We start from the raw sequence: 20,856 nt of genomic DNA on the forward strand, positions 1-20,856 counted from the left end.
ACTACGTGGACCGCCACCGAATCGCGGTTTGCGGATGGAGCGGATTCGCGCCGACGACGTCGTACGCAACGTGTGAGACGGAAACGTCGGGACGTCCTCGGAGGGTCGGGAGGAGGTCGATGTCGAACCCACGAACGTCGGCGTATCGCCGCCGGAGAAGTCCGAGAACCGTGTCCTCGGGATGCGGACCGCTCTGTTCGAGATGGACGCCGCCAAGGAGTTCGCCTTCCCGTGCGCGGTCCGCCAGTCGGTCGATGACGGGTCCGAGTCCGTCGAGCGTCGTGAGCGCGCCGCGAGTGAAAACGACGATATCGTCGCGCTCATCGAACAGTTCCCACTCACCGTGAAAGTCGAACGGTTCGACCGAAATTCGCGGGTCGTCCGCGTTGAGTTCCTGCGAGGCGGTGACGCCGTATTCCGCGATTTCGCCACCGATGACGGTCACACCCGGGAACTCCTCGGCGATGACGCCGAGGTTCGCGCCCCACCCGCACCCGAGCGCGAGGACGGTTTCGCCGCCGTCGAGGACGGGACCGAGTGCGTCACGGACGACTTCGCGTTCCCGGGCGACCAGTTCGGCGGAACTGGCGAGGAACAGGTCCTCCTCGATGGAGATGACGCCGGGGTCCTCGCGGCCCGCGCCGCGGATTTCGAGGACGAACTCCTCGCGGTCGAAGTCCTCCTCCCGATAGCGATCCAATACCTGTTCATAGATGCCGTCGTACACCGCGATATCGGTGTAGGCTTCGAGGTCACCCGGCGGGTCGCGGGTCGGATCGAGGAGGTAGCCCGTCCAATCGGAGCGGTGCGGCAGTCGGTCGAGTGGGAAGGGTTCCATCGGACCTGTATCCAAAGAGCGGCCGGTCGAAAAAGTTTCGATTTTCGAACCAGTTCCGGTTTCGCCGTCGGGGGCTGAAACCGGGGGAAACCTTTTTCAACAACTTGGTGGTATTACTGAGTGATATGCAAGCATTCGATGGCTTTGCGGACGTGAGTGAAGCGGAAGTCACACGAGCGATCGGAACCGCGTGGAGCGACGAGTTCACCGAGTTCTCGGAAACGGAGGTCATCATCGTCGGCGGTGGCCCGTCCGGGTTGGTCGCGGCGAAGGAACTCGCCGAACGCGGCGTCGACACGATGGTCGTGGAGAAGAACAACTACCTCGGCGGCGGGTTCTGGCTCGGCGGCTTTCTGATGAACAAGGTAACGGTCCGCGACCCGTCACAGGACGTGTTGGACGAACTCGGCGTCCCCTACGAGGAGTCGGACGAGGCCGACGGCCTGTACGTCGCGAACGGACCGCATGCCTGTTCCGCGCTCATCGAATCGGCCTGTGCGGCGGGCGCGAAGATGCAGAACATGACCGAGTTCACCGACGTCGTGGTCCGCGAGGGCCACCGCGTCGGCGGCATCGTCATGAACTGGACGCCCGTCCACGCCCTCCCGCGGGAACTCACCTGCGTGGACCCCATCGCGGTCGAATCCGACCTCGTCATCGACGCCACGGGGCACGAAGCGGTCGTCGTCTCGAAACTCCAAGAGCGCGGCGTCCTCGACGCCCCCGGCCTCAGCCACGCCAAAGAACACAACACCGGCATGGACAAGTCGGGCGAAGGCGAGTACGGCGCGCCCGGCCACGATTCGCCCGGTCACGACTCCATGTGGGTCGCAAAGAGCGAGGACGAGGTGGTCGAACACGCGGGCAAAGTTCACGACGGCCTCGTCTCGACCGGCCTCGCCACCGCGACCACTTACGGTCTCACCCGAATGGGACCGACCTTCGGCGCGATGTTGCTCTCCGGTAAGCGCGCCGCACAGGTCGTGCTTGACGAGTTGGAAGTCGGCGGAACGGTGGAGATGGTCGGAAGTCCGTCGCCAGCGGACGACTGAACGACAAATAGGAACGGGTTACAGACGAACCCCGGAGGTCAGAGATGGCCGATTCACACCGTCACTGTGCTTCTACCTTTCCGTTTATGATGTCGGCGACGCGCTGACGGTCGAACAGCCGTTCGTCCTCGGGAAGTTCCGGGTACGGGCCGTTGGTATATTTCGACCACTCACCGAACTGGTCGGGGTACAGCTGTTTCGCGGTCATCTCCAACTGGAAGAGGTTGAGGATTGGTCCCTGATAACGTGCTCCCTGCGCGTAGACGCGGTCATTCTCGACGGCGGGAATCCTGCTCCCGACGGAATCGTCTTCGAGGGACGTTCGGATGTTCGTCACGTCGGTATCGGGATGCATACCGCCGAGAACGAGGATGACATCCGGGTCGGCTTGCAGTATCGCCTCCAAGTCCACCTGCGTTCCGGAGGAGACATCGCGCTCAAACGCACCGGTCGGCTTGAAGGGACGTACGTGGGCCGTGAGGAATCCGGGGGCGTCCACGTTGTAGACGTACGGGGCGGACGGGTCGGTGAACCCGCCCATGACTACGGACGGACGTTCGGATTTCGGCGGGAGGTTCGCCTCGATAGTGTCGAGCATGTCGTTGTGAATTGACGCGAGCGCATCGTAACGGTCCTCGGCTCGGAAGACCTTCGAGACTTTCTCGAACTGCTCCCAGAGGGAGTAGTACTCGTAGTCGTCGGCGTAGGCCGCCGGCGGTTTCGTGTGGCGGTCGCTGAACTGGTTGCCGAACCACGGGGAGATGTTGTTCCGAATCTCCTTTATATCATTCATGTCCCAGCTGTCGAGGGCGAGTACGCTGGCTGGGTCCGTGAGGTGAACGTCGCTGTCGAGTTGGTAGAGTTTCTCCTTGTTCGGCTCCCACGATGAGTAGAGACCCGACCAGTCGAGGGAGATGCCGGGGAGTCGCGGCGTGAACTGGTTCCAGAGCGCGTCGTAGTAGTCCGGCGCGTGCATCGCGTTCACGTCGTTTCCCCGACCAAGTGCGAACGCCATCCCCGCGAGATGCGTGAGTCGCGTGAAGATGGTCTTCGGAACCTCTTCGAACGTGACCTCACCCATCGGCGACATCGATACCGAGTAGCTCCCGTCCTCAGCCGTCGCCCCGGATGTGGACGTCACCGTCGAGTCGGACGTCGTCGATGAATCCGTCTCGGTTCCAGCGCTGTCGCTCGAACAACCAGCGAGGAAACCGCCGAGGACTATCGTTCCGCCGTACTTCACGTAGTTTCGTCGCGTTGGTCCGTCATTGCCCGTAGCGTCCGATGGCATGAGAATTAGGCTGGCCTAAAAGTATAAAACGCTTCCGAGATTTAGCCAGACCTAAAACTTGTCTCCTTACAAAGGTCGAACGGGCGATTGCGTCGGTCGGATATGGGTCGAAAAGCAGGACTACGGACGAGAAGCGAAACACGGCGGGTGCTCGACGAGGAATACGATTCCGATTACGGTTCCGCCACTCGTCCACCCGTAATCCGCACCACGCCCAGCGCGTGCCCGCTATCCTGAACATCGACTGTCCCCGCCGACAGCGCCCGCCGCGACTCCGCGATTCGTTCGTCCAGCACGTACCACGGCGGTTTCTCGAACCCGCTCGTTCCGCCGGGCGTCGAGGCGAGCACGAGGCCGCGGAAGGCCTGATTCACCGGCCACGAGTAGGGGCGCGAACTCTGTCCGGCGTCAAGCAACGCGAGGTGTCCGCCGGGACGGATACCGTCAAGCCAGCGATTGACCGTTGCGTACGGGTCGCCCAGCATCCCGACGACGAAGGTGGCGAGAAGCCCATCGACATCCTCACGGAGCGAGAACGTGGCCGCGTCGGCCTGTACGAGGTGAACGTTGTCCCAACCCTCTCGTTCGACCCTGTCCCGTGCTTGTTCGATCATTCCGCGGGTAAAATCGACGCCGACGACCCTGCCCTCGGGACCGACGCGATTCCGGAGGTGTGGGAAGTTGGCCCCGGTTCCACACCCCATCTCGACCACGGTATCGCCGGGCGAGAGGTGGAGTTCATCGGCGACCCGACCCCGGAGGCGGGAGAGTCCGGGGGTCGCCACTGCGAGCAGGTCGTAGAGTCGCGCCCAGCGTCCGTAGAACTGTTGGGCGGCGGACGGTCCGGTCCGTGACATGGTTCTCCGTACGACGAACCCGAACAAAAGGAACCGGGTCGTTTCGTCCGCGTCGTTCCCAGCTTCCGAGAACAACTCTCACGCGGTGAGAACCACCTTCCAGTCATATCACGTTCGTCCTCGAAGCTAAACATGTACTATGAGGTCACAGATTGGCGCACCCGGAACGGGCATCTCGCGGCGTGATTTCGTCAAAGCGACCGGTACCGTCGGCGTCGTCTCCACCGCCGGATGTGCGGCACCGTCACGACCGGACCGACAGGACGGCGTCGCCGCGGCGAACGGGAACGCCGCACTCCCGACGACGAGCGCGCCGCAGGTCGTCGATTTGGACGCGCTCGGTCACGAGGTGACGATGCGAACGGTCTCCGCCCGGCACGAGGCCCACCCGCTCGAAAGCATGGGCGGTCCGGTGACGCTCCCGAACGTGTGGGCGTTTCAGGCCAACGACTTGCCGCCGAGCGTCCCCGGACCCGTCCTCCGAACGACGGAGGGGAACGAACTGAAGATAACGCTCGACAACACGAACATGAAGAACCCCCACACGTTGCACTTTCACGGTGTCAGAAAGACGTGGGAAAACGACGGCGTGCCGACGACGACGGGAATCACCGCCGCGCCGGGGGAGAAACACACGTACACCATCTCGGCGAACGTTCCCGGCACTCACCTCTATCACTGTCACTTCCAGACGCCGATGCACATGGAGATGGGGATGTTCGGCATCCTTCGCGTCGACCCGGAGGGATACGAAGAGGCCGACAAGGAGTACTTCGCGACCGTCCGGGAGTGGGATTCGCGACTCTCGCGCGCGTACGCCGGCGAGGACGCGACCTTCGACCTCACGAACCGTCGCCCCGACGTGTTCACCGTCAACGGAAAGAGCGCGCCGCGGACCCTTCACCCCGAAGACGGGACGCCGTTCATCGTGGAGTCGGGTGACACCGTCCGGATTCACTTCGTCAACGGCGGATTCATGTCGCACCCGCTTCACATCCACAACCACCGGTTCCGCATCGTCGAAAAGGACGGCGCGGACTATCCCGAGGCGATGGGGTTCCCGCAGGACGTGGTGAACGTCTCACCGGCGGAACGCTACACCATCGAGTTCGAGGCGGACGCGGACCCCGGCATCTACCTCATGCACTGCCACAAGGTCGACCACGTCAGAAACGGGGCTTCCTACCCCGGAGGGATGCTCTCGGCGGTCGTTTACAAGGAAGCGATGGACACCGAGATCTTCGCCAACCTGATGGAGTATTCGGGGTACGAGGGGTGAACCGATGACGGGCATAGCACGTCGGGATGTACTCCGCGGTGGCGCGGGTATCGTGGCGCTCTCGTCCCTGCCGCCGGTGGCCGGGGAGTCACCGACGGTCGTGGACGAGACCGGCACGGAAGAGGTCACCGTCGTGGTCGGTGCCGAGGGCAACGGCGGAACCTACGCGTTCGGCCCCGCCGCCGTCAGAATCGACCCCGGAACGACCGTCGTCTGGGAGTGGTCGGGCGACGGCGGAATGCACAACGTCGTCGCGGAGGACGGGTCGTTCGAGAGCGATCTTCTGGAGAAGGCCGGGGCGACGTTCACCCGGACGTTCGAGACGGACGGAGCGATCAACTACTACTGCGAACCGCACCGTGCGATGGGGATGGAGGGAATGGTCCTCGTCGGGGATGCCGCGCTCCCCGGAGCGACGGGCGAAAACGGGGCGGAGACTACCTACGACGGGTGGTTCGATGGCGTCGATACCTTCGACGGAACGACCGATTTGACCGGAGAGGATGCCGTCACGGTCGATGTCGGCGTCGAGGGCAACGGCGGTCCGTACGGATTCGATCCGGCGGCGATTCGTATCGACCCCGGGACGACCGTGACGTGGCGGTGGACCGGAAACGGTATCCACAACGTCGTCGCGGAGGACGGGTCGTTTGCGAGCGATCTGTTCGGTGATTCGAGCGCGACCTTCACCCACACGTTCCGCGGTGGCGGTATCACGAAGTACGTCTGTGAACCGCATCTCGGGATGGGAATGAAGGGTGCGGTCGTCGTGGACGGACCGACGGACGCGGCCGCGGGTATCTCTCCGGGTGAGCTCGCACTCGGCGGTAGTTTCGCGACCGCGCTCCTCTCTCCCATCGCGTTCGCGCTCTTCCTTTCGTCGCGAAAAGAGGGACCGTCGTCAACCGAGCCACAAGTCAGGAATCACTCATAGCGCTAAAGTCCCCTCACGTCGCAATTTATGCCACATGACGATTGCCCTGACCGAAGACGATGAGGGGAAACGGGTCATCGAATCGGATGGGTCGGACGTCGGAATGGTCACGGAGGTACGCCATGGGACGGCACACGTCGGAGCCGAACCGGACGTCGTCGAGACGTTGCAGACGGAGTTGGACGCGGGAGGGAGCGACGAGAACACGTACGCGGTTTCGGAGGAGGACGTCGAGCGAATCGACGACGAAACTGTCGTTCTCCGGACGCGCGACTGAGCGGACAGTTTCGAAGAAAAATTACCTCGTGTACCCCTACCCGAGGTAACTGAAGAGTGCGACCGGATCGGTATATACTTTGTGTGTGCCAATTCGACCGTTGGACATAAACGACTCGCACAAGCAGGCATGAGGCAAACCAAATGAGACAACGAACAACCAACCGAAACATGAACCACCTGCCAGACACCGAAGACATTCCCGCCGGATGGGAACAAACACCCGTCAGAGGGGATGAGATCGAACTCCAGCACGAGGACGGAAACATCTCGGTAAAGGCAGTGAGGGCGTCGATAGCCGACGAGTGGGAACTTGAACTGGAGGACAGCATCGGCAACAGATACACGACGATTCGACCGGTGGGTCGCGTCGCGACGCGTGACCGCGCCGTCCCGGCGCTGCTCTCGTTCGCGAGAGCGGTCAACGACCTTCGGCGCGAACGCGACGACGTGTTGCCGGACGACATCGTTCGGGAAGTCCAACGCAGCGAGCGGGTCCCGGTTTAGACGATTTTTCTGCCGATTTCGGCCACCGCTTCGGCGGAGTCGCCGAGAATGTAGACGATGGGTTCGATACCGTAGCCGCCGGTGTGATAGAGCACCGTCGCGTCGGGCGTCTCGTCGAGAGCCATGCCGACCGCTTCGCCGAGATTGTCGTACTCGGCGTCGAACTCGGCGGTCGAATGACCCGCCGACTCCAGACGGGACACGATGTCGGGGTCGTACCGGACGTTGAGCGCGGCGTGTACGTCGGCACCGTGCGTTCGTGCCGCCAAGAGGATGGACGCGACGTGGCCGCTGACGCCGAACTCCGGTTCCGCCGGAATCGTCGCTCGACCTTTTACGTCGAAGATACGGCCGGGGATACCCGCCACGTCGTCGATGTTCTCGGCGTTGGGGAGACACTCACAGAGGTTCGACCCCACCGCGGGGATGAGCGACGTGAACCCGCTCGTCCCCTCCACGATGTGGACACCGCGCCGCATGGACGAGAGGACGCGTTCGGTCGCCCGAAGTTCGTCGTCGGGGTCGTGAACGTTGAAATCGCCGCCGTACCCCGCCAGTTCGGGCATCGCCTCCTCGTGCAGTTGCGCGATGAGGTCGTGGTCTTCGAGTCGGCGGATGAGTACCTCGACCTCCACCAGCGCCTGCACCTGACTCATGCTTCCCGTCGCCAGCCCCTCGCCGATTTCGTTCACGAGACGGGCGACACGCTCGTCCTCACGGACGCGTTCGTTCTGTGCCACGTCGCCGTGTGCGTACTTCGAGACGGCGCTCTGGCTGACGCCGAGGGCGGCGGCCACGTCGCTTTGGGTCAATCCGCGTCCGCGCAGGTCCTCGGCGAGCATCGAGCGAAACGTCGGGAGGAACTCCTCGACGACGACTTCCTCCGCGAACTTCACAGTTGATCACCGCCGAACTCGTGGTCGCTGCCGATTCGGGACGCCTGCGGCCCGGCTTGGTCCTGATATTTCGACCCGCGATCCGACCCGTACGGTCGCTCCGACGGGTTCTTGAGTTCCGTGAAGATGAGCTGTGAGATTCGCGTTCCGGGTTTGAGCGCGACGGGGGCGGTGCCGAGGTTCGACAGTTCGAGCGTGATCTGCCCGCGATAGCCGGGGTCCACGACGCCCGCCGTGGCGTGGACGACGACGGCGAGTCGTCCGAGCGAGGACCGACCCTCGACGTGAGCCAGCAGGTCCGACGGAATCTCGACGCGTTCCTTCGTCGTGCCGAGGACGAAATCGCCCGGATGGAGGATGAACTCGTCGCCCTCCTCGACGACGGTTTCGGTGACGTAGCTGTCCACCTCACCCTCGCTGTCGGGGTGGATGCACGGGATGTTCGTGCGCTGGAATTCGAGGAACTCCTCGCCGAGTCGAAGGTCGATACTCGCCGGTTGAATCTGCAAGTCGGGTTCGTCTATCGGTTCGACGACCAAATCACCGGAATCGAGACGGCGGCTAATGTCCGCGTCGGAGAGTATCATTGTGGAAAACAGGGGTGGGGGTGTGTAAAGACCCACCGGTCATCAGGCGAGCGCCGCGAGGAACGAGAGGAGGGCGATAGCTCCGGCGGAAACCGCGGCGGCCCCCGTCGAGAGCCGTCGGGCGTGTTTCAGTCCGTACGTCCAGACGACCCACTGCCACGCCGTTCCGAGCAGGGCGACGAACGCCGACCCGCCGCGTGCCGTCGCGACGAGCGATTGCAGTTGGTCGAGGAGTACCTGCGGGTCGCTTCCCGACAGGTCCGCCCCGCGGAGCGCGAGATAGAACAGTCCGATACCGACCAGCATCTGGACGAGCGACGGAAGCATCCCCCACCCGGCGACGGAGAGGGTGTTCGAGAACGACCCCTCTCCGCCCGCGACCGCCGACGCGACGTGAAGTCCGATTGCGGTGAACGGCCACGCTACGAGGACGCCGAGGAAGACGAGCGGGATTTTCTCCTGAAACTCCTTCCAGACGAGATCGCCGATGACAACCGTCTTCTGCTTCGGCCGGTCGCACTCTTCGGAGAGGTTCCCCGCGCCGTCGGTGAAGAAGTCATCGTTACAGAACGTATCGCTCGGGCGGTTCGGGTTGTCTATCTGCGTCGTTCCGGTCATTCGTTGGGTCATCGTCCACCCGACGAATCCGAAGAGGGCCGTCGAGGCCAGCGCGACGACGAGGACGACGGCGAACGCGCTCGCGAGGCGAGGCCGAGGTGAGCGTTCTTCGAAGAAGCGGTTGGGGCGGAGGAGGGCATCGGAAAGCATCGTTCCCACGTAATTGTCATCAGGTATAAGCTTTCTCGAAACGAGTAGCCAGTGTTTTGGTCCGCTACTACGACGCTCGACCATGAAACAGGCCATCGTCGCCCGGACGGACATCGGAATGGGAAAGGGGAAACTCGCCGCGCAAGTGGCCCACGCCTCCCTTTCGGCGTACGAAGACACGGGACAGCGGGCGCGTAAGCGGTGGAAAGGTGAAGGCCAGAAGAAGGTCGTGTTGAAGGGCGGAAGCGAGGACGAACTGTTCCGTCTCGCGGAGAAGGCGCGGGCGGAGGGACTTCCGCACGCCATCATCCGAGACGCCGGTCACACGCAACTCGAACCGGGCACCGTCACGGCACTCGCCGTCGGCCCCGCGGATGACGACCTCGTGGACAAGGTGACGGGCGACCTATCCCTGTATTGATACCGAGCGGTAGCCGACGAAAACATATCAATCCACAAATCTTTTACTGTCCGGGTCATTGGATACCGATAGACCACGTACCATGTTGTCAAACACCACTGCCAATCCGTAACGGACAATGGACGAATCCACCGTCAACGCAGTCCTCGATACGCTTCCGGACCTCTTCTACGTTTTCGACGCGAGCGGAACGCTCGCCGAATGGAACGACCGCCTCGTGGAGGTGACGGGATACGACGACGACGAACTCGACGGGATGAACCCGCTCGATTTCATCCCCGAGGCGGACCACGCGGAGATAGGAACCGCCATCGACGCGGTACTCGTCGGTGACAACACCGAGACGCGCCAGTCAGCGCTCGTGACCGCGGACGGCGAGCGCGTCCCGTACGAGTTCAACGCGACGCGACTCACCGGCGAGAGTGGCGAAGTCATCGGCTTCGCCGGAACGGGTCGGAACCTCTCGAAACGTCGAAAGCGAGAACGTGCGCTTCGCCAGCAGCGCGACGAATTGGAGACGCTGAATCGCCTCAACGAACTCGTCCGCGAGGTCGTTCACGAACTCGTCGGCGCGGCCACGCGCGAGGAGATAGAGGAAACCGTGTGTCGCCGACTCGCCGACTCCGACCTCTATCGGTTCGCGTGGGTCGGCGACCACGACCTCGTCGAAGACGGTATCGTTCCTCGAACGCTCGCCGGGGAGGACCAGGCATTCCAGGAACTCGTCGGAGAGGTCGAGAGGGAGAACAAGGTATGGGAACGCCCTGCGACGAGGGCCTTTCGGACGGGACGGCACGTCGTCGTTCGCGATTTCGCCCGCACTCCCATCCTCACCGACCGTCTTCGGGAGCGAGGGTTGGAACGCGGACTCCGTTCGGGAATAGCGGTCCCGCTCTCGTACAAGCAGACGAGATACGGCGTTCTGGTGGTGTATGCGACACGGACCAACGCGTTCAGCGAGCGGGAAGTCGCCGGGTTCGACACGCTCGGCGAACTCGTCGGGTTCGCCATCAACGCGGCCGAGAACAAGAAACTCCTCGCGACGGACCAAGCGGCCGTCGAACTGATGTTCCGCGTCACGGACGACGAAGCACTGCTGGCCGATTTGTCGCGCCGAATCGACTGCACGCTCGTCCTCGACGGTACCGTTCCGACGTCCGACGGTCAGTACCTCTACTACGTTCGCGTCGAGGACGCACGACCGGAACGGGTGGCGGATGCGGCGGCGGCGCTCTCGACCGTGGACGATTCGCGCGTCGTCTGGATTCACGACGAGGAAGGTTTACTCGTGTTGAACGTCTCCTCGTCGCTCGTCGAGAGCTTCATCGAATCCAGTGCGAAGGTCGTGACGGCGGAGGCACACGGAGGAACCGAGGACGTCGTGGTGGAGGTAGCACGCGAAACCAACATTCGAACGTTGCTGGAGTCGATTCGGACGTCGTTCCCCGATATCGAACTCGTCGCAAAACGGGACGTAGAGCGGTCCGAGCAGTCTAAGCGTGGGTTTCAGGACGACTTTTCCGCGGAACTCACCGACAGACAGCGGTCCGCGTTCCGTGCCGCCTATTTGGCGGGGTACTACGACTGGCCGCGCGAGAGTACGGCGGAACAGGTCGCCGAGTCGATGGGAATCGCACCCGCGACGCTCCATCAGCACCTTCGGAAGGCGGAGGGAAAACTCGCATCGGCGTTTTTCAGCAGCCTGAGGGACTGATTCGAGGGATGCGAAGAGAGAACCCTCGATAGCCAACGTACGTAGGTACTGCGTACTTGCCCTCGACGTACCACTACATCACCAATGGAGAGAGAGACAGAAGTCCACACATCGCCGCCGAGCGAGAGAACCGAAATATCCGTCGAAGCTATATTCGACACCCTCAGCAGTCCGTACCGACGATACGTTCTCTCGTATCTTTCCGACGCGACGACGCCGACGACCATCGGTGACCTCGCGTATCACGTCGCGGCGTGGGAGGAAGAAACCAGTATCGCCGACGTGTCCGACGAGGAGGCGACCGAAGCCGAGATACTGTTGTATCACGTCCACCTGCCGAAGTTAACGTCCGTCGGACTCGTCAGCTACGACGCCGAGTCGGGAGCGGTCACCCCCGAGGAGGGCATCGAGTTGGCGACGGACTGCATTCCCGCCGGAGAGTAGGGTTTTTTAATCCCGTTCGGACCGAAGGGCCGAACGAATGCGCGAGGCACATCCCATCGAGGCAGCGGTCGGCATGGAGTATTACGTCAGCGACGAGGACGGCGTGGGGGGGACCCTCCGCGAGACGAACGAAGATTTCAGGGTGCGGGAGATAGAGGGGTTCGACGCCGACCCCCTCGACGCCGACACGGGATCGTACCCGTATCTCGTGGTCCGTGCGACCCTCCACGGATGGGACACCAACGACTTCGCCCGAAGCCTCTCCAGCGCGCTCGGAATCAGCCGTGAGCGCGTGTCGTGGGCCGGAACGAAGGACAAGCGCGCGGTGACGACCCAACTGTTCAGCCTCCGGAAAGTGGACCCCGACGACCTGCCGGAGATGCGCGCCGCCGAACTCGAACCGGTCGGCCGGGCCGGGCGGGAACTGTTGTTCGGCGACCTCGTGGGGAACGAGTTCGAAATCACCGTCACGAACCCCGACCACCCGGAAAACGCCGACGAAATCGCGACCCAACTACGCGAGTTCGCCGGCGGGAACGATACGCTCGCGGTTCCCAACTTCTTCGGCCAACAGCGGTTCGGCAGTCTCCGACCGGTGACGCACGAAGTCGGCCTCCACGTCGTCCGCGAGGAGTGGGAGGAGGCGGTGATGGCCTACGTCGGCAACCCGTTCGAGACGGAACCCGACGACACGCGCGAGGCCCGCAAACGCGTCGAGGAACTCGCACCGGACTGGGACGCCGTTCTCGACGCCCTGCCGAAACGACTCGGGTTCGAGCGCTCGATGGCCCACCGCCTCGTGGAGAACGGCGGCACCGAACCGGCGGACTTCCGGGACGCGCTCGAATCGCTGCCGACGAACCTCCAGCGGTTGCTGGTGAACGCCGCCCAGTCGTACGTCTTCAACCGAATCCTGAGCGAGCGACTTCGGCGGGGGCTTCCGTTTGACAAACCGATCGCGGGCGACGTGGTGTGTTTCGCGGAGTCGGTCGACGGCCTGACCGTCCCCGACGTGGACCGCCAGCAGAACGTGAGCGAGAAGCGCGTTCGGACCATCGAGCGCCACTGTCGGCGCGGCCGGGCGTTCGTCACCGCGCCGCTGGTCGGTACCGAGACGGAACTGGCGGACGGCGAGCAGGGAGACATCGAACGCGCCGTCCTCGACGAATTCGACCTCGAACCACACGAATTCAATCTGCCCGGTGAGTTCCATTCGACCGGCACCCGTCGGGCAATACTTCTCGGCAGCGAGTTTTCGCTCTCCCACGACCCGCTCTCGTTTTCGTTCGTGCTCCCCTCCGGGTCGTACGCCACCGTCTTCCTGCGGGAGTTCCTGAAGGCGAATCCGCTCGAAATGGGGTAGGGCCGACACGGCCCGGCGGGAGTGGAACGCGCCACGACTCGGCACGTGTATAATTCTTCACCGAACTCTCATCTACGGTCCCGAGCGAATATGGTCGAGAGGGGTGTTGTGGCATCGATGACAGGTCGAACGGGGTTCACCGCACTGCTCGGCGCACTGCTTTTCGTTTCGCTGGCCGTCACCCCCGTACTCGCACAGGAGGCGGGCGACGGTGGCGAAGGAGCGATGGTGACGGGTATTCCGGCCGTCGTGGTCTTCATCGCCGGGGCGGCGCTGTTGGTCTACAGCGTCGAGAAACTCATCGGCTTTCTCACCAAGGCCGCGGTCGGACTCGACCTGTCGCTGTTCGTCCTCGCCATCCTGTTCACCGGCATCGAGTTCGACGACGTGGTCTTCGGGGTCGCGACGAACGTCGAGAACCTGAACGGTGTGGCGCTCGGAATCGTGTTCGGAACCGCGCTCTCCTTGACGGGAATCACGCTCGCGCTGGCAGCCATCGTCTCACCCTTCGAGGTGGAGGTTCCCCGCGACTATCTCGTCCTGTTCGCGCTCTCGCCGCTCGTGATGGTGCCGTTCGTGTTGTCCGGCGGGGTGACGCCCGTCGATGGCGTCGTCCTCGTCGCCCTCTTCGTCGCCGTCTTCGGCTACATCGTCTACCGGGAGTCGGACCGGAATACGCCAGTGTTCCGGGATACGGAGGTCCAAGAGATGTTGGACGGTGGTGTCGTTCGACCCGTCGCGGACGACATTCCGTTCGTTCCCGAGCGCGAGTTGCCGGGAGTCGCGTGGTTGGGTCTCTCGATTCTCGCGCTGGTCGGACTCATCATCGGTGCCTCGGCGATGTCGATAGGGACCGAAGGGGTCATCACCACCTACGGAATCGAGGACACGGTGTTCGGGGCCACCATCGCGACGGCCGTGCTGACCGTCGAAGATCTCTTTCTGACCGTCGAACCCGTCCGTCGCGGCGCACCCGAAATCGGCATCGGCAACGTCGTCGGAAGCGTCCTCTTTTCGGTCACGGGGAAAATCGGCATCATCGCGCTCGCCGGGAGCGTCGGCATCGGGTCGTCCGTCCTCGTCTGGCACCTCCCCATCCTCGTCATCGGAACCCTGCTGGCGGCGTACTTCATCTCGACAGGGCACCTCAAAGCGTGGCACGGGTACGTCCTCCTCGGCCTGTACGTCGTCTACTGGGTCGTCAGTTTCGCGGCCTTCGGTGGCGCGCCGATAGAGGTGTGACGTCTACTCCTCCGGGACGGTGCGTCCGAGCAGGAACGCGGGCAGACCGATCAACGAGACAAAGACGAGGACGTACACGAGCAAGAAGAGGGTGAACAGGAGGTCGTTCGGACCCCTGACGCGGGTTATCGAGGTCGTCAATGCGAGTACGACGGCGAGCGCGGCAGGCGGAGCGCCGAGGGCCAGTCTCCGATGCCGACGAACCGCGGCGGCGTACCCGACCGCGGTCATGAACGACGCCAGAAGGACCGAAAACGCCCCGAACAGGAATTTACGGGTCGCGTACGGGTTCGACGCGAAGAGCCGGGCCGCGACGGGCGAGTCGACAGCGATAGCCGCCACCATCGCCGCACAGAGGCCGACCAGCCACGCGAGAAGGACGGCGGCCACCGTGCGGTAAAACGTCGGACGGGCGTCGCTGAACGCCAGCAGGCCGAGGACGACGTAGGTCCCGCCCGCGACGACGAGGGCCATCGAGTAGCCCGAGACGGCGTCGGTCAACCGAACGGTCCCGACGAGCAGCGCGAGGACGCCGAGGACGAAAACGACAACCGCGACCAAACGAGACGGTCGTTCGTTTCGACTTCCCTCTCGACCACCGAGTCGAACGAATCCGGCGAGGAGGCCAAACAGAACGCCCGCCGGGAGGAGGACGTCCAAGAGGAGGTTGAGAGCGATGTCGTCGAGGAGTGGCTGCGTTACTGCCACGAGGCTCCACGCTTCGCCGGAAATCCCGCCCGACCCCGCGAACGCGACGAACGGGCCGTCCCCGACGTCGCTGAAGGCGGTCACGGTGAACGAGTTGCCGTCCACGCTTGCACCGCGCGGCGCGCGGGTGACGACGGTCCCCGGCGGTCCGACCACGGTCAGACGGTCGGCACCGAGTCCGGAAATAGATCCCTCGCGCGCGTGTCGAAACCCGTCGAACCTGACGACGCCGCCGGGTGCCGTCGCGGCGGCGGTCGTCCGATAGCGAAGGACGACCGTTTTGGTTCCGACGACGCGGGCGTCGAGGAACGTTTCGGGTTCGAGGGAGGAACCCGGACCGGCGTTCTCGGCGATTTCGTCGAGCATCCATCCGTTCTCGCGGAAGTACCGCGCCGTTTCCTCGCTCGCAAGCCGGTTTTCCACCGCCCACGTCGCGGTGCCGTTATCGTGAACGCGAATCGTCGCGGTGCTGTGTTCGACGCCGAACGTCACGTTTTGGACGCCGTTGGTTTCGCCGTACCACCGTGCTTCTTCGGTGAAGCTACCACCACACGGGCCGCAGAACGGTTCCGGCGGTGGTGCACTCGCCGCGGGCGTCGCGGCGAACGACACGAGGATCGACAGGAGGGCGAGGAGAACGAGAAGCGACCGCTCGGACGGGACCGTTCGGGGACGCATACCCGTAGTTGTCTCCCATCCGATATTTTTCTTTCCCTCACCGAAACCGCGGCCGAAACGCCGAGGTTAAACGCCATGATCGGGAAAGACGCGTATGAACTGTCGGCAGTGTGCGTCCTCGCTCGAACGCCCGGGCGACTACTGTCTCGTCTGCCGGACGCGGAACGCCGACTCCGTCGTCCTCGCCGTGACCCGCGACCACGCCGACATCACGATGCTGCGCGACGAAACCGTGGTCGGGAAGACGGGCGTCAGCACCACGCCCGAGGAGGGCGAAACCGAGGTGGTCGAACTCCGCAACTTCGCGGGACGCATCGCCGACGAAGTGCGACGAAAACACCCCGAGGACGTGTACGCGGCGGGCGACCGCGACGTGATTCGCGCCGTCCGCGCCCAGCTCCACCACGATTTCTACCGCGTCGGCGACGAGAACCCCGTCGAGGAGGTGCTGGCGCGGCGCGGCGAGCGCTCGCTCGAAGTCGTGGACCGCGATCCGGGCGAGAAGATCGGCGGGAGTCACACCACGCTCATCGGCAATCGGGACGGCATGCGCGCCATTCGGGAGGTCGCCTGCCACCCGCACGTCAAGAAGGTCATCCCCGGCCCCATCAACGCGGGCGGGGCGAGTTCCGACTCCGGCGTCCGCGCCAAGGCCACCCGCGCCGACGAGAACGGCAACGTCCGCCTCCTCCTCCGCGACGGGTCCAGCGTGCAGGAAAACCGCGTCGTCACCACCGCCATGGACCGCGACCTCGGCGAGCGAATTCGGGAGGACCTGAACGAAGCCCTCCAAGAGAGCGGCTTTCGGTGACGGGGAAGGGAACGGAATCACTCCGAACGCTCGGTACGATATGGTTTTGCTTCCGAAATAGTGACCGAAATTACTGAAAGGCAGACTTCGAAAGCCCCCGCCCGCTCGCTACGTGTTACAGCCGAGAGTAACTGAATCACAACCTCCGGAGGGACGACCTTGAAAGCCCTCGCCACGCCCGCGGCCCCTTTCATTCCACCCACGATACCGCCACCGCATCAGCCACACCCTCCCCAACCGACTCCTTCGCATTCGCTCAGTCGTCCCTCGCGTGATAACTAACAGGCCCTTGGACGTGAAGTCCTCGGGCCTGCTGGCGCACGCGCCAGAGCGGCTATGGGTATCGTGCATTCGAATTTCCGTTGTGGCGCGCGCTGACGGGCGACGCGGCCGAGAGTGGCCGCGTCGCCTCGTTACAGTTCGCGCGAGGGATGAGCGAAGCGAATCGGCTGGGGAGGGTGTGGCCGTCGCGGTGCTGTGCGGTCGCGGTGTCTGGGTGGATTGAAAGGGGCCGCCCTGTCGCGCTTGCATGGTCGTCTCGGGGACTACTATCGGGACCGGGCGTTGTGGAGAGGTTCCCGATATGTCGTCGAGTGACCGCGACAGGGCGGGGGCTTTCGAAGACGTCTTCCCAGCGATTGAAATCACACTAGAGTCAGTATTCTTTCGTAGCGGCCATGGCGGGGATTTTCGAAGACGAAACTGGAGCAGTCACACTGACTCGAAAATCCGAAGCGGCCGCATTCCTCGACCCTCACGTCTCGAAAATCAGTCAGCCAGACGGGTTTCGTCGCCGGTGCCATCCGTCAGGGCGCTCGCGACCGCGCCCTTCAGGACGACTTCGTCGCCGAGCGTCGTGAGCTGTACGTCGGGTTGATTGTTCAGCAGATGGTTGCCGATGCGCTCCCGAATCGGGTCGACGACGAGTTCCTCGTTGTTGAGGGCGACGGCACCGCCGAGGTAGACCACCAACGGCGCGTAGGCTTGGACGACGTTCGCCACGCCGACCGTGTTCCAGTGAGCGACCTGTTCGATGACGTGGTCGGCGAAGGGGTCGATACCGGCGTTCTCGAACACGTCCCTCGCCGAGAAGTCGGGGTCTTCGAGGGCAAGGGAGGTTTCCACCGTCTCGTCCTCCTCGGCCAACATCCGGGCGTACTCCGGGATGTTGTTCCCCGAGCAGTAGGCTTCCCAGTGGCCCTCCTTGCCACAGCCACAGGTGCGCCTGCCGTGCGGGTCCACTATCATGTGTCCCACCTCGCCCGCGTTGCCGTCCCAACCGGTGAGGACGTTGCCATCGACGGAGACGCCGGCACCGATGCCGCTGGAAATCGTGATGTACACCATGTCGTCGGGGTTGCGGTCGCTGTAGAACCGCTGCCCGATAGCGCCCGCGTTGGTGTCGTTGTGGAGGGTGACGCGTTCGCTGTGAATGAGTTTCCCCACCGGTCCGGTCAGGGGGATTCGGCCGATGGTGTCCGGCAGGTTCGCCGGGTTCTCGACCGCACCCTCCGCGAGGTCGAGCGGGCCGATGCTGCCGATGCCCGCCGCCCGAACCTCGCCGGGGTCGATGTCCGCGTTCGCACACGCACCACGAATGCATTCGAGTACTGCTTCAGTAACCGCGATGCCGGTCGGTCCCTGTGGCGTGCCACGTTCGTACGTGCTGACGACGTCGCCGCCTTCGTCGGCAACGGCCGCCCTGACGTGGGTCGCCCCCAGGTCTACACCCGCGTAGTAGGCCATTCAGATGAACAAACGTCGTCCGTCCCACTTAACTACAGGCATTTACTCGCCGACGAGTAGTGTCCGATAGCCCGAGAGGTTCGGCTGCCGAAGTTAACTGCATCGACGGCGTGAGTCGATGCATGTCGGACCACCTCCCTGACATCGACGACGAGACGGAGTCCGCGCTCCACGAACTCGAACTCGGCATCGAGGGACTGCGGAAGGCACACGGCTACCTCGTTCAGTTCCACCACGTCACCGGCCACGCAATGGAACACTTCAACGAGGCGGAGAGCCACCTGCGGGACGCCGGGCACGATGAACTCGCCGACCACATCCGGGACGAAATCCTCCCGTGTGGCATCCTCGGCGGCGACCGATGGACCTACGAGTTGGTCGAATCGTTCGAGACGGGGTTCCTCCTCGACATCGAGGCGTTCGAAGGCGCAACGCGCGACGAACTCGCGGACGGGGAGCGGCACGTCCGCGAGCGAAGAATGCAACGACGGTGGCAGGAACGCGCGGAGGAGTGAAAAATGTCGGAAGTCGAACGACTGGAGAACGAGCGGGCGTTCAGTCCTCGCGGACGAACGTCACGGGACACGGCGCGGAGAGCATCACTTCCTGTGCGGTACTGCCGAAGACGGCTTTTCCGGTCGGCGAGCGCTTGCGGCCGCCGACGAAGACGCCATCGGCGTTCACGTCCTCCGCGAGGTCGACGATGGTTTCGCCGTGATTTCCGATCGCACCCCGCACCGAGTAGCCGATGTTCTCGGAGTCGAGCGCGTCCGAGAGCGAACGAATCGTCGCGTGCCGCGCGGCCACCTCGTCCGAGTTGGGTGCCCCGGCTGGGTCGTAATCGAGTCGGTCTACGACGTCGTTGAACTCGTCGTCGGTGAAGACGTGTGCGAGGACGACAGTCGCGCCGGTCGGCCCGGCCACATCGATGACGGCGTCGGCGAGCCGTCCGGTTCGGTCCGCGTCTCCCGGTCCTACCGCGAGAAGAATCGTCTCTATTGCCATGGTAGCACGTCACTGTGCAGAATATTAAATATAGGGGGGCATTCATTCGAAATCGAAATAATCGAGATATCAAGTTAGTTGACGTTCGGGAACGAAGGGAGCGCATGATAACGCCGAATCTGGACGGACGGGTCGCACTCGTCACCGGCAGTTCGAAGGGCGTCGGCCGGGAGCTGCTCCTCTCGCTCGCCGACTGCGGTGCGGACGTGGCCGTCCACTATCATTCGAGCGAGGACGAGGCGCGGGAGATAGCCGACGCCGCCCGAGAGATGGGTGGCGAAGCGATGACCGTGCAGGGTGACGTCACCGACCCGGACGAGGTGGACGGCCTGTTTTCGGCCATCGAGGACGAACTCGGTCCCGTGGAGGTGCTGGTGAACAACGTCGGCCCGTTCGCACCCAGCCACTGGGAGGACATCTCGTTCGAGCGCTGGAACGCCGTCCTCGAGGGCAACATCAACGGAACGTACCTCTGTTCGAAGCGGGCGCTCCCCGGGATGCGCGAGGCCGAGTTCGGCAGAATCGTCAACATCGGCTACGCCAGCGCGGAGAAGGGACTCATCAGTCCGAAGAACGCGCCGTACTTCATGGCGAAAGCGGGCGTCCTGATGTTCACGCGGATGCTCGCCGCCGACACGCAGGACGACGGCGTGACCGTCAACGCGATTTCGCCCTACGTGGTCGAAAATTCGGACGTGTTCCCGGACGACTTGCCCCGCGGTACACCGGCGAAATTCGAGGACGTGGCACAAGCACTGCGCTTCTTCGTGGACGAAGACAGCGACTACCTGAGCGGCGTGAACGTCGAGGTTGACGGCGGGTGGTTGCCGGAGAAGGTCTGAGTCGGATCAGTTCCCCTCCAACGCGTCGATGGCTATCGCCCCCGCGACGAGCGCGGTTTTCGGTATCGACCCCGCGTCGTGGATGCGAACGTCGTACTTGTCGCGGAGCGAGAAGTGGCCCTCGATTTCTCCGATGGAATCGCCGTCGGGCGTAGTAATCGAGTACTTGTGCGGCAGGAACCAGAGGACGTCGACGAGCGACCGCAGCGCTTCGAGCAGCGCGCTTCGGGAGGCGACTTCCGCGAGTTCGGTCCCGTCCGGGAGTCGTATCGTCCATCGGTGATGGAAGAAGGTGAAATCCTTGGCGAGAATCACCACCGGCTCGCCCGAGCGTTCGTCCACGAGGACGTAATCCCCGGCGACGTCGAAGACGTTCTTCGCCTTCACCCGGAAGACGACGTTCCCGTCAGCGTCGTGAAACGGGAACTCCTCCCTCATCTTGAACATCTTCTGTTTCGACTTCAGGACGAGGTTCCCGGACGAGTCGTACACCTTGTACTTGTTCCGGAAGTGGCTCTGTTCGACCCTGTACGTATCGTCATCGAGGACGATGCCGCCGACGTCGTGCTGTGCTGGAGGTTCCATTGTTCACAGCTT

At 63.6% G+C, this 20,856-nt stretch carries 23 protein-coding genes; 13 read left to right on the forward strand and 10 right to left on the reverse strand.

Annotated elements, in window-relative coordinates; translation table 11 throughout:
• Position 1: 1 nt before the first annotated feature.
• Positions 2-838, reverse strand: coding sequence for a hypothetical protein (locus tag LJF34_RS10120; RefSeq protein WP_231184844.1), 837 nt, complete (start codon positions 836-838; stop codon positions 2-4).
• Between the two features lie 125 nt (positions 839-963).
• Here LJF34_RS10120 and LJF34_RS10125 point away from each other — a divergent pair, with 125 nt between their 5' ends.
• The gene (locus LJF34_RS10125) at positions 964-1,890 is read left to right on the forward strand and encodes a sulfide-dependent adenosine diphosphate thiazole synthase (protein ID WP_231184845.1); all 927 of its coding nucleotides are present in this window, start codon (positions 964-966) and stop codon (positions 1,888-1,890) included.
• A 61-nt stretch (positions 1,891-1,951) separates the two neighbouring features.
• On the opposite strand, the gene LJF34_RS10130 is transcribed toward LJF34_RS10125, so the two are convergent.
• Together LJF34_RS10130 and LJF34_RS10135 are read right to left on the reverse strand one after the other, a co-directional pair.
• Positions 1,952-3,181 (reverse strand): ABC transporter substrate-binding protein, encoded by a 1,230-nt coding sequence (locus LJF34_RS10130; protein ID WP_231184846.1) that lies wholly within the window; start codon positions 3,179-3,181, stop codon positions 1,952-1,954.
• Positions 3,182-3,354: 173 nt separating this feature from the next.
• The gene (locus tag LJF34_RS10135; protein WP_231184847.1) at positions 3,355-4,038 is read right to left on the reverse strand and encodes a class I SAM-dependent methyltransferase; all 684 of its coding nucleotides are present in this window, start codon (positions 4,036-4,038) and stop codon (positions 3,355-3,357) included.
• Positions 4,039-4,177: 139 nt separating this feature from the next.
• Here LJF34_RS10135 and LJF34_RS10140 point away from each other — a divergent pair, with 139 nt between their 5' ends.
• From LJF34_RS10140 to LJF34_RS10155, 4 genes are all read left to right on the forward strand, one after another.
• A complete protein-coding gene (locus tag LJF34_RS10140) occupies positions 4,178-5,317 on the forward strand; it encodes a multicopper oxidase domain-containing protein (RefSeq protein ID WP_231184848.1) in 1,140 nt (379 codons plus the stop codon).
• A 4-nt stretch (positions 5,318-5,321) separates the two neighbouring features.
• Complete coding sequence (locus LJF34_RS10145; RefSeq protein WP_231184849.1) at positions 5,322-6,251, forward strand: halocyanin domain-containing protein; 930 nt, start codon at positions 5,322-5,324, stop codon at positions 6,249-6,251.
• Between the two features lie 34 nt (positions 6,252-6,285).
• A complete protein-coding gene (locus tag LJF34_RS10150) occupies positions 6,286-6,528 on the forward strand; it encodes a PRC-barrel domain containing protein (RefSeq protein ID WP_231184850.1) in 243 nt (80 codons plus the stop codon).
• Positions 6,529-6,698: 170 nt separating this feature from the next.
• Positions 6,699-7,034, forward strand: coding sequence for a hypothetical protein (locus LJF34_RS10155; RefSeq protein WP_231184851.1), 336 nt, complete (start codon positions 6,699-6,701; stop codon positions 7,032-7,034).
• Here LJF34_RS10155 and LJF34_RS10160 read toward each other — a convergent pair.
• Genes LJF34_RS10160 through LJF34_RS10170 form a run of 3 tightly spaced genes read right to left on the reverse strand, consistent with a single transcriptional unit; the run spans position 7,031 to position 9,285 of the window.
• A complete protein-coding gene (locus tag LJF34_RS10160; protein WP_231184852.1) occupies positions 7,031-7,930 on the reverse strand; it encodes a thiamine-phosphate synthase family protein in 900 nt (299 codons plus the stop codon). The genes LJF34_RS10155 and LJF34_RS10160 overlap by 4 nt on opposite strands.
• Positions 7,927-8,517, reverse strand: coding sequence for a dCTP deaminase (gene dcd / locus LJF34_RS10165; RefSeq protein ID WP_231184853.1), 591 nt, complete (start codon positions 8,515-8,517; stop codon positions 7,927-7,929). Before dcd ends, LJF34_RS10160 begins: the two co-directional genes overlap by 4 nt.
• A gap of 42 nt (positions 8,518-8,559) precedes the next feature.
• A complete protein-coding gene (locus LJF34_RS10170; RefSeq protein WP_231184854.1) occupies positions 8,560-9,285 on the reverse strand; it encodes a Yip1 family protein in 726 nt (241 codons plus the stop codon).
• A gap of 82 nt (positions 9,286-9,367) precedes the next feature.
• Between LJF34_RS10170 and pth2 the strand changes: the two genes are divergently transcribed.
• The 5 genes from pth2 to LJF34_RS10195 all read left to right on the forward strand — a co-directional run bounded on the left by pth2 (position 9,368) and on the right by LJF34_RS10195 (position 14,469).
• Positions 9,368-9,706 (forward strand): peptidyl-tRNA hydrolase Pth2, encoded by a 339-nt coding sequence (gene pth2, locus LJF34_RS10175; RefSeq protein ID WP_231184855.1) that lies wholly within the window; start codon positions 9,368-9,370, stop codon positions 9,704-9,706.
• A gap of 118 nt (positions 9,707-9,824) precedes the next feature.
• On the forward strand, positions 9,825-11,420 hold the full coding sequence (locus LJF34_RS10180) for a bacterio-opsin activator domain-containing protein (protein ID WP_231184856.1): 1,596 nt from the start codon (positions 9,825-9,827) through the stop codon (positions 11,418-11,420).
• Positions 11,421-11,504: 84 nt separating this feature from the next.
• Positions 11,505-11,864: a hypothetical protein gene (locus tag LJF34_RS10185; RefSeq protein WP_231184857.1), complete on the forward strand. Its 360-nt coding sequence runs from the start codon at positions 11,505-11,507 to the stop codon at positions 11,862-11,864.
• Between the two features lie 37 nt (positions 11,865-11,901).
• The gene (gene truD / locus LJF34_RS10190) at positions 11,902-13,227 is read left to right on the forward strand and encodes a tRNA pseudouridine(13) synthase TruD (protein ID WP_231184858.1); all 1,326 of its coding nucleotides are present in this window, start codon (positions 11,902-11,904) and stop codon (positions 13,225-13,227) included.
• A 117-nt stretch (positions 13,228-13,344) separates the two neighbouring features.
• Positions 13,345-14,469, forward strand: a complete 1,125-nt coding sequence (locus tag LJF34_RS10195) for a sodium:proton exchanger (RefSeq protein ID WP_231184859.1) — start codon at positions 13,345-13,347, stop codon at positions 14,467-14,469.
• 3 nt (positions 14,470-14,472) lie between these two features.
• Here LJF34_RS10195 and LJF34_RS10200 read toward each other — a convergent pair whose 3' ends face one another.
• A complete protein-coding gene (locus LJF34_RS10200; RefSeq protein ID WP_231184860.1) occupies positions 14,473-15,855 on the reverse strand; it encodes a hypothetical protein in 1,383 nt (460 codons plus the stop codon).
• Between the two features lie 94 nt (positions 15,856-15,949).
• On the opposite strand from LJF34_RS10200, the gene LJF34_RS10205 reads away from it, so the two are divergent.
• Complete coding sequence (locus LJF34_RS10205; protein ID WP_231184861.1) at positions 15,950-16,666, forward strand: DUF2103 domain-containing protein; 717 nt, start codon at positions 15,950-15,952, stop codon at positions 16,664-16,666.
• Between the two features lie 768 nt (positions 16,667-17,434).
• Here the strand turns inward: LJF34_RS10205 and LJF34_RS10210 are convergent.
• Positions 17,435-18,412 carry an ROK family protein gene (locus LJF34_RS10210; protein ID WP_231184862.1) on the reverse strand — a complete coding sequence of 326 codons (978 nt, stop codon included), beginning with the start codon at positions 18,410-18,412 and terminating at the stop codon, positions 17,435-17,437.
• Between the two features lie 122 nt (positions 18,413-18,534).
• Here LJF34_RS10210 and LJF34_RS10215 point away from each other — a divergent pair, with 122 nt between their 5' ends.
• Positions 18,535-18,927, forward strand: coding sequence for a hypothetical protein (locus tag LJF34_RS10215; RefSeq protein WP_231184863.1), 393 nt, complete (start codon positions 18,535-18,537; stop codon positions 18,925-18,927).
• Positions 18,928-18,967: 40 nt separating this feature from the next.
• Here the strand turns inward: LJF34_RS10215 and LJF34_RS10220 are convergent, their stop codons facing one another.
• The gene (locus LJF34_RS10220) at positions 18,968-19,417 is read right to left on the reverse strand and encodes a universal stress protein (protein ID WP_231184864.1); all 450 of its coding nucleotides are present in this window, start codon (positions 19,415-19,417) and stop codon (positions 18,968-18,970) included.
• A gap of 104 nt (positions 19,418-19,521) precedes the next feature.
• On the opposite strand from LJF34_RS10220, the gene LJF34_RS10225 reads away from it, so the two are divergent.
• Positions 19,522-20,259: an SDR family oxidoreductase gene (locus tag LJF34_RS10225; RefSeq protein WP_231184865.1), complete on the forward strand. Its 738-nt coding sequence runs from the start codon at positions 19,522-19,524 to the stop codon at positions 20,257-20,259.
• Between the two features lie 6 nt (positions 20,260-20,265).
• Here LJF34_RS10225 and LJF34_RS10230 read toward each other — a convergent pair whose 3' ends face one another.
• Positions 20,266-20,844 carry an LURP-one-related family protein gene (locus tag LJF34_RS10230; protein ID WP_231184866.1) on the reverse strand — a complete coding sequence of 193 codons (579 nt, stop codon included), beginning with the start codon at positions 20,842-20,844 and terminating at the stop codon, positions 20,266-20,268.
• Positions 20,845-20,856: the final 12 nt, after the last annotated feature.

The organism is Haladaptatus sp. DYF46 (assembly GCF_021083305.1).
Lineage (GTDB): Archaea > Halobacteriota > Halobacteria > Halobacteriales > Haladaptataceae > Haladaptatus.